Annotated in this window: 12 protein-coding genes; 6 read left to right on the plus strand and 6 right to left on the minus strand. The window is 46.3% G+C overall.

What is annotated here, in order from left to right:
* Positions 1–12 precede the first annotated feature (12 nt).
* Positions 13–1,392, plus strand: a complete 1,380-nt coding sequence (locus tag R7H07_RS03450) for an aspartate aminotransferase family protein (RefSeq protein WP_017635089.1) — start codon at positions 13–15, stop codon at positions 1,390–1,392.
* A gap of 89 nt (positions 1,393–1,481) precedes the next feature.
* Complete coding sequence (phnX, locus tag R7H07_RS03455; protein WP_017635088.1) at positions 1,482–2,297, plus strand: phosphonoacetaldehyde hydrolase; 816 nt, start codon at positions 1,482–1,484, stop codon at positions 2,295–2,297.
* An 85-nt stretch (positions 2,298–2,382) separates the two neighbouring features.
* On the opposite strand, the gene R7H07_RS03460 is transcribed toward phnX, so the two are convergent.
* Together R7H07_RS03460 and R7H07_RS03465 are read right to left on the minus strand one after the other, a co-directional pair.
* Entirely contained in the window at positions 2,383–2,745 is a 363-nt protein-coding gene (locus tag R7H07_RS03460; RefSeq protein WP_017635087.1) for a hypothetical protein, read from the minus strand.
* A gap of 9 nt (positions 2,746–2,754) precedes the next feature.
* A complete protein-coding gene (locus tag R7H07_RS03465) occupies positions 2,755–4,785 on the minus strand; it encodes a S8 family serine peptidase (RefSeq protein ID WP_017635086.1) in 2,031 nt (676 codons plus the stop codon).
* Positions 4,786–5,251: 466 nt separating this feature from the next.
* On the opposite strand from R7H07_RS03465, the gene R7H07_RS03470 reads away from it, so the two are divergent.
* Positions 5,252–6,508 (plus strand): SGNH/GDSL hydrolase family protein, encoded by a 1,257-nt coding sequence (locus tag R7H07_RS03470; RefSeq protein WP_017635085.1) that lies wholly within the window; start codon positions 5,252–5,254, stop codon positions 6,506–6,508.
* A 151-nt stretch (positions 6,509–6,659) separates the two neighbouring features.
* Here the strand turns inward: R7H07_RS03470 and R7H07_RS03475 are convergent, their stop codons facing one another.
* Positions 6,660–7,262, minus strand: a complete 603-nt coding sequence (locus R7H07_RS03475) for a TetR/AcrR family transcriptional regulator (protein ID WP_005384344.1) — start codon at positions 7,260–7,262, stop codon at positions 6,660–6,662.
* A 111-nt stretch (positions 7,263–7,373) separates the two neighbouring features.
* On the opposite strand from R7H07_RS03475, the gene R7H07_RS03480 reads away from it, so the two are divergent.
* Positions 7,374–7,916: a carboxymuconolactone decarboxylase family protein gene (locus R7H07_RS03480; RefSeq protein WP_005374097.1), complete on the plus strand. Its 543-nt coding sequence runs from the start codon at positions 7,374–7,376 to the stop codon at positions 7,914–7,916.
* Positions 7,917–8,012: 96 nt separating this feature from the next.
* On the opposite strand, the gene R7H07_RS03485 is transcribed toward R7H07_RS03480, so the two are convergent.
* The 3 genes from R7H07_RS03485 to R7H07_RS03495 are packed head-to-tail and all read right to left on the minus strand — an operon-like array spanning position 8,013 to position 12,545.
* Positions 8,013–9,389 (minus strand): efflux transporter outer membrane subunit, encoded by a 1,377-nt coding sequence (locus tag R7H07_RS03485; RefSeq protein ID WP_206958699.1) that lies wholly within the window; start codon positions 9,387–9,389, stop codon positions 8,013–8,015.
* Positions 9,390–9,403: 14 nt separating this feature from the next.
* The gene (locus tag R7H07_RS03490) at positions 9,404–11,368 is read right to left on the minus strand and encodes a MacB family efflux pump subunit (protein WP_206958698.1); all 1,965 of its coding nucleotides are present in this window, start codon (positions 11,366–11,368) and stop codon (positions 9,404–9,406) included.
* 1 nt (position 11,369) lies between these two features.
* Positions 11,370–12,545 (minus strand): efflux RND transporter periplasmic adaptor subunit, encoded by a 1,176-nt coding sequence (locus R7H07_RS03495; RefSeq protein ID WP_054576182.1) that lies wholly within the window; start codon positions 12,543–12,545, stop codon positions 11,370–11,372.
* Between the two features lie 770 nt (positions 12,546–13,315).
* On the opposite strand from R7H07_RS03495, the gene R7H07_RS03500 reads away from it, so the two are divergent.
* Both R7H07_RS03500 and R7H07_RS03505 read left to right on the plus strand, forming a co-directional pair.
* Positions 13,316–14,659 carry an OmpP1/FadL family transporter gene (locus tag R7H07_RS03500; protein ID WP_054701482.1) on the plus strand — a complete coding sequence of 448 codons (1,344 nt, stop codon included), beginning with the start codon at positions 13,316–13,318 and terminating at the stop codon, positions 14,657–14,659.
* Positions 14,660–14,737: 78 nt separating this feature from the next.
* The gene (locus R7H07_RS03505; RefSeq protein ID WP_206958697.1) at positions 14,738–15,457 is read left to right on the plus strand and encodes a carbonic anhydrase; all 720 of its coding nucleotides are present in this window, start codon (positions 14,738–14,740) and stop codon (positions 15,455–15,457) included.
* The last annotated feature ends 6 nt before the right edge of the window (positions 15,458–15,463 follow it).

Here is a 15,463-nt window from a genome sequence, read left to right on the forward strand (position 1 = left end):
TGAGAGAGCGTTATGACTCAGAATATCAAACCGACCCATTTCCGCAGCGAAGGTGATGTCAACACGACACCAGCGCGCCAAGCTTGGAATGCATCGATGGACGACGAACGCACGCAAGCATTGTTGAAGCGTGATTCGGAGGTCTTTCTTCATCAAGCCATGTCAACGCCTTGCTTAGATACCTTGGAAGCAGCAGAAGGCATCTACATCCAAGATGCTACCGGTAAAAAGTACATGGACTTCCATGGCAATAACGTCCATCAGCTAGGCTACGGTCATCCGCATGTGATTAAACGTGTGCAAGAGCAAATTACCAAACTGCCGTTTTCACCACGTCGTTTTACCAATGAAACTGCGATTGAATGTGCCGAAAAACTCACCCAAATCTGTGGCGGCGAATTGAATCGCGTGCTGTTTGCTCCGGGTGGCACATCTGCGGTTGGCATGGCACTTAAACTAGCGCGCCACATCACGGGCAACTACAAGGTGGTGTCTCTGTGGGATTCCTTCCACGGCGCATCGTTGGATGCCATCTCAGTGGGCGGCGAAGCGTGTTTCCGCCAAGGTATGGGACCATTAATGGCAGGTGTTGAGCGAATCCCACCAGCCGTATCTTACCGTGGTGCTTTCCCAGTCGCGGACGGCAGCGATGTGCATTACGCCGATTACCTCGAATACGTGATTGAGAAAGAAGGTGGCGTGGGCGCGTTTATCGCAGAAGCAGTTCGTAATACCGACGTACAAGTGCCGAGTAAAGCCTATTGGAAACGCATCCGCGAAATCTGTGACAAACAAAATGTCATGCTGATCATCGACGACATCCCTAACGGCATGGGTCGCAGTGGTGAATGGTTTACCTACCAAGCCTACGACATCGAGCCAGATATGCTCTGCATCGGTAAAGGTTTGGGTGGTGGCTTAGTGCCTATCGCGGCCATGGTAACCAAAGACAAATACAACACCGCCGAGCAAATCTCCATGGGCCATTACACTCATGAGAAAAGCCCTATCGGTTGTGCTGCAGCACTGGCAACCATGGAAGCTATTGAGCAAGACGGCTTGCTAGATAAAGCCAAAGCTGACAGCCAGTTCATGCGTGAAAAGTTGCTAGAGATGAAAGCTAAGTACCCAGTGATTGGTGATGTGCGTGGCATCGGCATGTTATGGGGCATTGAACTGGTCACTGACCACGAAAGCAAAGCACGCGCGTATGACGAAGCGGAAGCTGTGCTGTACCAATGCCTCAACAACGGAGTGAGTTTCAAGGTATCGCAAGGTAACGTGATTCAACTCAGCCCACCGCTGATCATCACTCGCGAACAACTGACAGAAGCGTTGGCAATTTTCGAAGAAGCCATCGCCAAAGTGTGCAAAGACTTTAACTACTTTTAGGGTCGACTGACCTCAACAAAAACCAATTTATCCAGAGCGCGGTTCCAATGTGTAGGCAGCGCTCTGGCAAGCAAGAAAAAGGATTGAACATGAGCAACTCACCAATTCAAGCAGTGATCTTTGACTGGGCTGGCACTATCGTCGATTTCGGCTCTTTTGCGCCAACTAGCATCTTTGTGGAAGCATTCAAACAAGGCTTTGATTTTGAAATCGACCTTGAAGAAGCGCGCGAACCAATGGGTCTTGGCAAGTGGGATCACATCCAAGCAGTGGGTCGTATTCCTGCCGTTGATAAGCGCTGGAATGAGAAGTTTGGTCGCTCAATGACCAGCGAAGATATCGACGCTATCTACGCAGCATTCATGCCGCTACAAAAAGCAAAAGTGGCGGACCATGCAGACCCAATCCTTAATGCGATTGAAGTTGTGAACGGTCTGAAAGACAAAGGCATCAAGATCGGTTCTTGTTCTGGTTACCCCCGCGAAGTGATGGATGTGCTGATTCCTGTGGCTGCGGATTACGGCTACAAACCGGATTACGTAGTAGCAACGGATGACCTGTCGCAAGGTGGTCGCCCAGCACCATTTATGGCACTGAAAAACGTGATTGAGCTGAATGTTACCGACGTTAATGAGTGTATCAAAGTGGATGACGCCGCACCGGGCATCGATGAAGGTCATAACGCTGGTATGTGGACCGTTGGTTTGCTGCTTTCTGGTAACGAAGCAGGTCTAACTTTTGAAGAATACCAAGCCGCGGACGAAGCAACGCTTGATGCCGCTCGTGAAAAAGCGCGTGCAAAACTGCTCAAGAGCTCGCCGCACTACCTTATCGATACGATCGCTGACTTCCCAGAAGTGGTTGCAGATATCGAACGTCGCCTAGCAGCAGGTGAGCGTCCTTAGTCTTCATCTTCCACAAATAAATGAAACAAACGCCCCTTACGTGAGGGGCGCTTTTCTTTTTGGCACTATCTTAAGGAGGTTTGGCTTATTGAAGCGTAGTTCCGTTAGATAGCAGCTTCCTTGTCGGCTCTTGCTCGGTGTATTCGACCGCATCGTGAGCGGCGAGCTTATCGACTTCCGCCTGTTCACCCACCACAATCAACACATGTTGTTTCACCAGAGCGTCGACTACTTCAATGTTGTGCTGACGAAGAAGCGCTCTCACTTCGCTCTCTTTTCCTTCATGATACTTAATAAAGTAACGTTCAGGTTGCTGCTCGGCTTGATCTTGGCGTTCATCCACGAGAGGAAATCCTTGATTGTTTGCCAAGCTGCTTGAGCTCAGTCCGATTGCCAATAGTGCGGTAGCGCCTACCGCAGACAAAGAAAGTAAGGTCAACTTCTTCATAGTCACTCCTTATTGAAAGGTCAGAGTCCAACTGTTGATGGTGCCTGTGTCTCTTCTGGCACTGTCTACCGCTTTTAGTTCCCATGTACCTTGCGATTCAAAACCAGAAAAATCCGCTTGGAACGTGTTTTTTATATCGTTAGCGCTGCCGCCAGTATTATTGTGAAGTACAACTTCTCCACCAGTCGGTGACGTTAAAGTCACTCGTAGATCACCGATGTAAGTGTGGCTAATATCAACGTCAATACTTACTGTGCCTGAATCACCAGAGCGATCGACTTCTACTGCACTGATTGCGCCAGAAGATTTATTATCTGGAATCGCAACAGGGCTGGTATTTGAGAAGCTAGAGTCCGAAGAGCTACCACCATCAGGTCCATTACAGCCAGCGTCCAAGAACAGCTTCGCCGCTTCAGCATTAACTAGGCCGTGGCCAGTACGGTTGTCTCGACCAGCAACATCAATATCTGTTGCAGTTTTCACTAGGGCATTACGTACTTGCGCTGCAGTACAGGTTGGGTGGTAACTCCACACCAAGCCAGCTACGCCCGTTACGTGCGGTGTCGCCATTGATGTACCATTGTAGTACTCGTAATCTTCACCAGAGGTTGTTGCAACAGTAATCTCCTGACCAACATACCCCAACAGCTCTTGACCAAATGCACGATCAACCGTTACCGAAACCATACGATAAGCGTTGTTTGTGTCTACCAAGAAAGGGTTTTGTAAACCAGGTAGTTCAGAGTTGCTGTATACGATTGCAGCTCGCGCACCCGCATTGTAACAAGCCTGAACCGCATCTACTTCAGGGTAGTTTCCTGAAGACTGGTTGCCGATACGCTCAGTCAAACAAATTTTGCCCGACATATCACCACAGTTAACGTTACCGCCAGATACATCACAGCTATCTAGCATTGCCGTTACTGAACCCGCGATTGGATCCGGAACATACGAAGAACCGTTATTGATCAAACGATTGTGAGGAACAATCCCACGATCAAACTGGCTTACACCATTCAAGGTAATATCAGAAAGTTTACCTTCACCTACCGTAACCGTTGATAAGATCGCCACACCCGGGCCTGAGATCTCAACTTGATTAGTAGATTGTGAGAACGCTGCATGATCATTTTGATTATCAACAGCCGCAACAGACATCACTGAGTCATAAGAAGCTGGATAGCTGTGCGCTGTATTGCCATCATTACCTGCAGCGGCAATCAATAGAACGCCTTGATCGTAAATATTTTGCAGTGCATTTTGCTCAGTTCGGCTTGATTGACTACCACCAAGGCTCATGTTCACAACGTTAGCACCATTATCGGCACAGGTCTGGATTGCTTTAACAAGCCCAGATGAGTAACCCCAACCCGATTCGTTAAATACTTTCACGATGTGCAAATTAACATTCTGGTTTGGCATCACACCCTTTACACCTTCGGTGTTGGCAATCGCAGCAATCGTACCCGCGACGTGAGTACCGTGGGCATTGTTGTTACCCGGATCACTCCATGATCCCGTACCACTATCGTTAGTACCAGCAACGCGGTTACCGCTTAGGTCGTAGTGCGAAATGTCGTACCCTGAATCGATAATACATACAGTGCGATTACCCGCATTGAAGTCAGCTAGCAGTTGAGCATTAACCGCTTCATATCCCCATGGGGTCGTTTCGCTGAGCAAATAGCGAGGTGGATCGACTTCCACGTATTCCACATCACTACGATTGCGAAGCGGCTCTAAGTCATCGCCATCCAGTTCAACGCTGTAAATGGCGCGATTGCCCAGTTTTTCCACCTTACGTGCCTTCACCTGTTCTAGAACAGACTCCTGCGCGATTCGTGGCCCCCAGAATGAGTTACCACCCATTGAAGAACGGCTGACTGCATCTTCTTTGAATTTGACGATGTACTTCGTCGGTAACTTAGATTCATCAAATCCCATTGGTGGAGCCGCAAACGCTGACATCGAAGTGGTCAGTGCTATTGCTACGGCAGACAACGAAAATAAGCCTTGTTTTTTACTTGTTGTGTAGTGCATTTGCCCTATTCCTTATTTGAGCTAATTTTTATTCACTATATTCTCATGAAAAGTCATCATCATGATGTTTGCATGAGAGCTTCAGCTATAGTTTACAGAGCAAAAATGCCAAACAATTTGTTTCATGAATATACAAATTTGTACAAAAGATCATTCAATAAACACTTTAAGTTAACATTAAAAATCACCGACAAAACCTTATAAAGCAATTACTTAATTAACAAAAAGTGAATGTTAAATTAATGTTAGTGAGTAATTATTCTAAATATCACCCATTTAATCGATTGCTATGCTGAATGGATTTTTTGACCGTGGTGCCAAAACTGAAATATTGAATATTTAGTTGTTGACTGTCTTGAGCATTTACTCAGAATTAGAAGGTTTAGTGAGAAAAATTCTCATCTAAATACTGTTATAGCCGAGCGTATTCACGCATTCGGAACAATAACCATTACAAGAAGAGTGAATGATGAAAAAAACAATCACACTATTAACTGCATTACTTCCGCTTGCCTCCGCCATTGCAGAGGAGCCAACTTTATCACCAGCAATGGTTTCTGCGGCTGAAGTGGTTAGCGCGCAAGAAAATCAAACTTATACGTACGTTCGATGCTGGTATCGTACGAGCCACTCTAAGGACGATGCGGCTACCGATTGGAAATGGGCAAAAAACCAAGATGGTAGTGACTTCACTATCGATGGTTATTGGTGGAGCTCTGTCTCATTTAAAAACATGTTCTACACCAATACCTCACAAAACGTAATTCGCCAGCGTTGTGAAGAAACACTAGATCTAGCGAGCGAGAACGCAGACATTACATTTTTTGCTGCTGACAATCGTTATTCTTATAACCACACGATCTGGAGCAATGATGCTGCAATGCAACCAGATCAAATCAACAAGGTAGTGGCTTTGGGTGATAGCTTGTCTGATACAGGCAACATCTTTAACGCGTCCCAATGGCGCTTCCCTAACCCGAATAGCTGGTTCTTGGGTCACTTCTCAAACGGTTTTGTTTGGACGGAATACGTTGCTAAAGCCAAAAACTTACCGCTATACAACTGGGCAGTTGGTGGCGCAGCAGGTGAAAACCAATACATCGCGCTAACTGGTGTCGGCGAACAAGTTTCTTCTTACTTAACCTACACAAAGCTGGCGAAGAACTACAACCCTGCTAACACATTGTTTACGTTAGAGTTTGGTTTAAATGATTTCATGAACTACAACCGTAGCGTGCCGGAAGTAAAAGCGGATTACGCTGAAGCTCTGATTCGTTTAACAGACGCTGGCGCGAAGAACTTCATGTTGATGACACTGCCTGATGCAACCAAAGCACCACAGTTCAAATACTCAACACAGGAAGAAATTGAAACGATTCGTGCGAAAGTATTGAAGATGAACGAGTTCATCAAAGCACAAGCGATGTACTACAAAGCCCAAGGCTACAACATCGCATTGTTTGATACACACGCACTGTTTGAGAAGTTAACCTCGGCACCAGAAGAACACGGTTTCGTAAATGCAAGCGACCCTTGCTTAGACATCAACCGTTCATCTTCTGTTGACTACATGTACACTCACTCATTACGTTCTGAATGTGCAGCATCTGGCGCAGATAAGTTCGTGTTCTGGGATGTGACTCACCCAACCACAGCAACGCATCGTTATGTGGCTGAAAAAATGTTAGAAAGCAGCAATAACTTAGAAGAGTTTCGCTTTTAATAAGCCGTTGTTGTTCATTGCAAGTTAATCTGCATAAAAATGACCACGATGCTTCGTGGTCATTTTTTATCGATATCGACCCCTGATAACGGGTTTATTTGAGCTCGCTTAGTTCAAGCCGTTGATTTAGAGACGTTGACTTTGAGCAGTCTCATTCAGCGTTCTGTTTTGGTACGTTACCGCGGAAGCTGTTCACCATAATAGAGATCAACGTCTTTAAGGTTTCATCATCACTGCGGTATGAGTAGGCTCGTATACCCGTAAACTGAACCTGGAACAACTGAGCAAGAAGCAATGTATCCTGGGCTTCAATTTCGCCATTCTCGATTGCTCGCTCAAACAGCTTTGCAAGAAAAGATTCAAATTGGTTTGCTAAGCTGTTTGTTTGATTGCGCAGCGCATTAAAATCCTCAGCAAATTCACTTGCTGATTTGACTAACATGCACACTTCACTGGGATTGGAGTCTCGCTGATTGATAACCACATCAATCGCGAAAGCTTCTATTGCATCTAGAACCGTTGTGTTCTGAGCTAAATGCAACTCAAACAGGGCTTGTAAGTTCGCAACGTACATTTTTAGCGCTTCACAATATAGCCCCTCTTTTGACCCAAACGTCGCATAGATACTTCCAGGACGCAGATTAACGCTATCTTGCAAATCACGTGTAGATGTTGCATGAAAACCTTTCTTCCAGAATAGATCCGAGGCGGCTTTCACCACTTCATCACGTTGGAATTTCTTTGTATTCGCCATGAGCAATTATCAATTTTGAACATATGCTCAATTTTATATTGAGCGACCGCTCAAAATCAACTATCCTGTTCTTGCCTAATTCGCTCATATCCAATTACAGGAGATTTAAACATGGCAGAATTTAAACTGTATACCGCAGAAAACGCACCCGAAGGATCAAAGCATCTGATTGAAAATTCAGTCAAAGCGTTTGGCATGCTACCAAATCTTCATGCTGTTATGGCTGAAGCGCCAACCTTGCTTGAGGGTTATCAAGTTGTGCATGAGCTCTTTCAACAAACATCATTTAACGCAGAAGAATTGACCGTCGTATGGCAAACCATCAACGTTGAACATGGTTGTCACTACTGCGTTCCTGCTCATAGTGCGATCGCGGCGTCAATGAAAGTGGATCAGGAGATTGTTGATGCTCTCGTCAACCAAACACCATTGGCAGACGAAAAACTTGAAACACTACGAGAAACAACGCTTCAAATGGTGCGTCAACGTGGTGTAGTGGAAGAGTCTCAGATAGAGAAGTTCTTTGCGGCAGGTTACGGACAGCAGCAACTGCTTGAAATTGTACTTGGTCTAGCGCAAAAAGTGATGAGTAACTACACCAATCACCTAGCTGACACCCCGGTTGATGCACCTTTCAAGAAGTTCGCCAAGTAACTTAAGCTTTTATTACTGGTCCCATTCATGGGACCAGTAATACCTTCAAAAAAAGCTTTGTTGCATGGCGCTTCGCTAGTGTGTGCTGACCCCTAATTACAACGGCGCAACGTCGGTTCCCCCTAAAGACTGGTAAAGCGTAACCTGAGAGAGAAACTGGTTGTAGCGGTTTTCCAACAAAGAAGCTTGCGCGTTTCTGGTGTCTTCTTGTGCATTCAAATAGTCCATGATCGACGTCGAGCCATACTGATACCGCGCAGCATAAATGGACTCAGCGGCACTTGCGGCATCATATTGCTCTTGTAAACGCGCCGCTTGATACTTCAATTTCTCGCGTGCTGACAAGGCATTTTCGACATCTTGGAATGCGGCGTACAACACTTGGCGATAACTCACAATAGCCGATTGATAGTCTAAATCGGCAATGGCTTGGCTATTTTTCATCTCATTCCACTGCAAAAACGGCAACGTCATATCCGCACCTAAACTGCCGATAGGGTTGGAAAGCAGGTCTTTGAGCGCTTGTGACGATCCACCCAAAGCCCCAGTGAGCGTCAGCTTGGGCAAGTAGTCTAAATCTGCTGCGTCTTTATTTGCTAGCGCGGCTTTGACTTCATAAAGCGCTGCTTTAATGTCGGGTCTGCGGATCAATAAATCAGACGGAGCACCAACACTCAACGATGGCATATCGCCTTCAGGCAGCATTTGGATGTTTGCACTGATGCTCTTCGGCGGTTGATTGAACAAAATCGCAAAGGCGTTGTTTGCCTCAAGTAAACTCTGTTCAAACTCACTTTGCTGCGCTTGTAAGCTTGCCAACGTACGTTTGGCTTCAAGCACATCTAACTGATCCACAGCGCCAAGTTGGTACTGTTTTTCAATCAATTGTAGCGTTTGAGCTGCGTCTTCCACATTACGCTGACTGAGGTTTAAGCGCTGTTTTAGATAGCCGATTTGCCAATATAACGATGCCGTCGTTGCCACCAAACTTTGTGCGGTCGCCTCGCGATCTTGTTGACTTGCCATCGCCGTCCACTTGGCTTGGTCAACGTCTGCCGAGATTTTTCCCCACAAATCCAACTCGTAATTGACGGACAAGTTAGTGCTGTAGCTATCTGCCGATTCCCCGCCATCAAGAGATTTTTGAACTTGTCCTGATGTGGAAGAACTCAACGTAGGGAAAAGGTCATCTTGCGTTAAACCCAGCTGTAAACGCGCTTTCTTTAGCGTTAGCGTTGCCAGCGTCAAATCGTTGTTTTGAGCCAACACCTGAGCAATGTATTGATTAAGCGTTGGGTCGTTAAACGCCAACCACCAAGGATCCATACTGACATCACCCGCAACATGCATCTGTTGCCAATTTGCAGGCACTTGCACCTCAGGAGCTTGATAGTCGCTACGCATAAGCGACCCACAACCTGACAACCACACTGCACTTAAGGCAGCCGCGACCAATCGAGTTTTGAATTTCATTGTGTTACTCATTTTTAGTCTCTCGCTAGCGCTTCTATCGGATCGAGTTTGGCGGCATTGCGAGCGGGTAAAAAGCCGAAAGCGATGCCAATCAACGTTGAGCAAATAAACGCCCAGATGATCGAGTTCATTGAGTAAATCATTTGGAAGCTGCTGCCAAATGTACTGAATGCAAAACCAATCAAAAACGCCAAGCCAATACCAGCAATGCCACCACACAAACACACTAGTACCGCTTCAATCAAAAACTGACGCAAAATATCCGCTTGCCGCGCACCCACAGCCATTCGTACACCGATCTCTTTCGTGCGCTCTGTCACCGACACCAACATGATGTTCATTACGCCAATTCCGCCGACAATTAGGGAGATCACCGCAATCGCTGAGATCAGTAACGTCATGGTTGCGGTGGTTTTCTCGATGCTCTGACGAATGGTGTCAGTGTTAATCGTGAAGAAATCTTCTGTACCGTGGCGCATTTTTAACAAGTTGATGATGCTCTGTTCTACCGCTGCGCTTGGGGCGTTCTCATCAATCCGTACAGTAATGCCGTTGAGGTAGCGTTGTCCCATCATTCGTCCCGACATGGTGGTGTATGGCACCCAAATTTTCAGCGCGTCGCTGTTGCCAAACGCGTCTTCTTTTTTCTGCGTGACACCCACAATACGCACTGGCAATGAACCTAGAAAAATCACTTCACCAATCGGATTTCTATCCGCAAACATTTCCTTTCTGGTGTTGTCATCAATCACTGCTTCTTGGGCGAGCGAATTCACGCTGTCTTCATCCCAAAACTGACCTTTGGCGATCTCATAACCGCGCACACGGAAATAATCTTCCCCAACCCCTTCCACAGACGCGGTTGCATCCTGATTGGCGTAACGCACGGTTAAGCTGTTGGATAAAGACGGCGTGACACTGTCGACAAAAGGTAGACTCTCCAACGATTTAGCATCGTCGGCGGTTAGCGTTTTCACTCGTCCGGAGCGGCGGTCACCAAACCCTTTGCCCGGCCTGACATCAATGGTGTTTGTTCCCATGGATGAAATATTCGACAAAATTTGCTGTTGTGAACCATTACCTAGTGCCACCACGGAAACCACCGAAGCTATACCAATAATGATGCCGAGCATGGTCAAAAACGTGCGCATTCTGTGGCTAGACATCGCCAGCAGCGCCATTTTGAGCGCGTCAATAAAACTGTCCCACTTCCACCACTTACTGGCGGCTTGCGCTGGGCGATGAAAAGACGCGCTCGGTGTCTTTGCTGCTTGCTCATTGATTACAACTTGTGCATTTGGCGTATCTGCAATGATTTCACCATCTTTGATTTCAATGATGCGATCCGCAAAGTTCGCCACGTTCATATCATGAGTCACTAAGATGATCGTATGCCCAAGTTGATGCAACTCTTTAAGCAGTGCCATCATCTCTTGCCCACTGTGACTGTCTAATGCGCCAGTGGGCTCATCGGCGAGAATCACCTCACCACCGTTCATCAGTGCACGAGCAACACTCACGCGCTGTTGCTGGCCACCACTCAGTTGGCTGGGCTTGTGGGTCAAACGATCTTCCAGCCCTAAGCGTGCCAATAACGACTGCGCTCGCTCCGTTCTTTGACGATGAGGAACTCCCGCGTAAACCGCCGGTACTTCCACGTTTGCCACCGCGGTTAGGTCCCCCAGCAGGTGGTAACGCTGGAATATAAAGCCAAAATACTCGCGGCGCAGCTCCGCCAGTTGGTCGGATTCCAACGTCGAGACATCTTGCCCATTAATGAAGTATCGACCGCTGGACGGTTTATCCAAGCAGCCGAGCACATTCATCAGCGTCGATTTACCAGAGCCTGATGCACCCACGATCGCGACCATTTCACCGCGTTTTATCTCTAAATTAATGTGGTTCAACACAGTAAGCGACTCGTCGCCAGAGACAAAACGTCGAGTTAAATCCTCAACTTTTAAAAGCACGTCACTCATCTTAGAACCTCATTGGAGGTCGACGACGATCACCTCGGCTTGATGATTCTCCATCCATAGCATTGCCAAGAACAACTTGGTCGCCCTCCTTCAAACCTGAGAGAATTTCTGCGTTCACTTTGTTGTTAATACCCACAGTCACGGGCTTTTGCACCACTTGGCCCTGTTCAAACACTGGCACGGTATAGTTGCCTTTGCCGCCAGATTTTTGCAGGACTTGTGAAGGGACAATCAAGGTATTTTCCGATTGCTCAAGGACAATCGAAACTTGCGCAGTCATGCCGATGCGCAAAATACCTTGCGGGTTCTTCACATCAAATACAGCGTTGTAGTAAATGGCGTCGCTATCTGAAATGCTCAAATCGCTGTCATCGCCATCCATGATGGTTGGCCCCGGCTCAATGGCGCGCAATGTACCTTTAAACTGCTGATTCGGTTTGCCTAAAATGGTGAACAGCGCCGTTTGGCCGGGGTGAACAAAAATCACATCGGCTTCCGAAATTTCGGCTTTCACCGTCATCGTATCTAGCTTGGCTAACTCGATAATAGTTGGCGTGGTTTGATTGGCGTTTACGGTTTGTCCTTCTTCCACCGCGGTGTAGACCACCGTGCCATCCATCGGTGCGTTGATGGTGGTGTAACCGAGATCTAACTGCGCATTGTCGACGTTGATTTTGGCTTTCTCGATTTCGGCATCCAGTTGCGCTAACTCGGCTTTGTAGATGGCGAGCGTCGCTTCGGCATTCTCGTAATCAGCTCGTGAGCTCGCTTTCGCTGCCAACATGCCTTTTTGGCGCACGTATTCATAGTTTGCTTGTTTAATCTGCGCTTGCTTAGCCTGGTACTGAGCGTTGAGACTATTAAGAGACGCTTGGGCTTCTTTGAGGCTGTTTTGCTGAGTCAGGCTGTCAATCTGTGCAATCAAGTCCCCCTGTTTTATCTCATCCCCTAAGTTCACAGCGAGGCGTTGAATTTGCCCAGATACTTGCGCACCTACATTCACCAATTTGGACGCTTGCAACATGCCGTTAGCTAATACCGCCTTTTCGATATTGCCTTTGCGAACGACTTCTGTCGCGTAAGGAGAAATGGGTTCTGGACGTTGCAGATAATGATAACCACCAGCACCAATAGCAAGTAGGCCACACAAAACGAGCCATTTTTTATTGAGTTTCATAGCAGGAGTGAAGTAAATAATCGTTTTGATTTTATACTGCTATTTGTCTTAGCCGTACAGGGTACGAGACGTAAAGATAGGTAAATTAACGTCAAGATACTGAAGGAATAACTTCACTAACGTGAAAAATCCGAGATATTATAGTCACTTCAAAACTTTATCATTCAATAAATATAACAAAGATCATTTTTAATATAGAAATTCAAGTTATAAGTATTATAAACAAAACTTTTAAATACCAACAAACCAGTAAAATCCAAAATTATTCAACATTCCATCAATTTAAATTTCATTATGGCCATTTTTAATTATTGAATTTCAAGAGGAGTTAAGTGATAAGTTAAATAAAAAATACCCACATAACACAGGTAAGACCGAGAGGAGTGTGTCATGTGGGTTTAAACGATAGTTCTCTTGCTGATTCGAACTACCAACGTTGGGATGCAATGGAAATACAAATGACTCAGAGTTTCCATCACGGACACTTTATCGCTGGATTTCCCTCTATTTGTTAGGGAACAGTCAGTACAATAAAAATAGAGAAGTAATACCGCAAAAATAAAAATAGAGGTTCAGGATTTAATTTACACGTAAAATAACCACTATATTCACGCCATGAAGCATTAATAAATTCAACAATAAATATTTATTAAGTTAAATTTACTTATTGTCAGCACACTGTTAGTTTTACTCTTAAATGCACTGGTCAGATTTGTTTATTTTACTGATTTTCGTTGCAATACAACTTCTAATTAATTCATGAGAAAAACATGCAGCGACAATTAACTCTTTCACCGATTTATTTATTAATCGGGTTAGCCTCCTCGACGGCGTATGCCGGTGGTTTTCAAATTAACGAACATTCGGCGACGGGTCTTGGTCGTGCTTTTGCTGGTGATGCCGTCATTGGTGATAATGCGTCTGTAGTCAGCCGTAACGCCGCAGCGATGACGCTGTTTAAACAAAATGCCTTATCGTTCGGTGTCACTTACGTCAAACCTGACGTTACCGTTAAAAATGCGCAATATCATCGAGCTAACATTAATGCGGATGTCAATGTTGGTATGGGTGGTTTTCCTCCGTCCCCTCAAGCTGACATTACCCCGTCCTTCTCTCAAACCGTGACCGACATTGATGACGTCGATGGCGTTGGTCAACCAGCCGTTGTACCCAATTTTTACTTTATTCACCCTATCAACGACGACTGGTATCTAGGCTTATCGGCATACTCCAACTTCGGAACCGACATGGAGTTTAAACCAAACTATGGCGCACCTGTTTTTGGCGGTGTCACCAGCGTAGCGAGTGTCAACCTTGGCGCAAGCTTGGCATACAAGGTGAACGATCGTTTTAGTATCGGTGGTGGTATTGATGTGATTTACGGCTCTGGTGAGCTGTACCGCGATATGGACGTGGGTGTTTGCGTTGGTGGGAACATACTTGGAAACGAACTAGAACAACGCTGTGGATCCGTAAAAGGCAACGCACTTGATGTGGAAGCTGGCGGCATTGGGCTTGGCGCGAACATTGGCATGATGTACGAGTTTAACGAACGTCATCGCTTAGGTTTAAGCTACAAGCACAGCCCTAACATTGATGCCAAGGGTGACATCCACTTTGCTGGCGAATCGTACGACTCGCTTGCTATGCCGCTACCGGATATTGCGGAGTTTTCCGGTTATCACCGCGTCTTACCTAAATTTGCCCTGCACTATTCTGTGCAGTGGATTGGTTGGTCAGCATTTGACAGCTTGAAAGCTGATGATCAGTTGCTAAAAGATTTTCAGTGGCAAGACTCCGCGCACTACTCCATCGGTGCGACTTGGTACGCCAATGAACGTTGGACACTTCGCACGGGTTACATGTTCGACAAAACACCTGTCGATGAGCTGACTTCGCTTTCTATCCCAGATTCGAACCGTCACTGGTTATCTGCGGGTGCCTCTTACCAATGGTCATCAGATACCACGGTTGACATCGGCATGACGTACTTGATTGGTGAAGATGTCAACGTAGAAGAGTACGCGTATGAAGGTGTTCCTGCACCGATGGTGACGGGCGTGACCCATTCAAATGCGTTCCTAATTGGTGCCCAACTCAGCCACCGTTTCTAATTTGTCAGGCAGTGATCAAACCTCTAGGTCATTGCCTTGTAACAACGCTTATCGAAGCGACCGAACAGAGACATTATTATGAACAAAACACTACTTGCTTTTTCACTCTCACTTCTCACTCTAAGCGCGGCTCAGGCTTCGGAATGGGGCTATGGCAATGACAAACACGGGCCAGAGCACTGGGGAGAAATCGCCAAAGACTGCGCAACCACGAAAAACCAAAGCCCAATCAACATCGACAACCCAGCCGATGCAAAACTGGAAGCACTGAACCTTTCGTACACTGGTCAGGTCATTGGTTTAACCAACAATGGTCATACGCTGCAAGCGCAAGTGAACGGACGTAACAGCTTCACCATCGATGGCGAGATGTTCGAACTGCAACAGTTCCATTTCCACACACCTTCAGAAAACCAAATCAAAGGCCGCCAATATCCACTTGAAGCGCACTTTGTACACGCCAACGCAGACGACGAGTTGGCGGTAATTTCGGTGATGTTTGATGCTGGCGATCAAAACGCAGCACTGTCTAAACTGATCAACGCAATCCCACAAGAGAATCAAACCACGTTCTTTAAAGATACGTTTGAGATTAACGACTTACTGCCAAAAACTGCAAACTACTATCGATTTAACGGCTCTTTAACCACACCACCATGTTCAGAAGGTGTGCGCTGGTTTGTGCTTAAAGACACTCAAACCTTATCCAAAGATCAAGCCGAGAAACTGATGGAAGTCATGGGACAAAACAATCGTCCGCTGCAACCGCTAAATGCGCGCGTTGTACTTTCTAACTAATCGCCA

Source organism: Vibrio sp. Vb1127, from assembly GCF_033338735.1.
In the GTDB taxonomy this organism is placed as follows: domain Bacteria; phylum Pseudomonadota; class Gammaproteobacteria; order Enterobacterales; family Vibrionaceae; genus Vibrio; species Vibrio alginolyticus.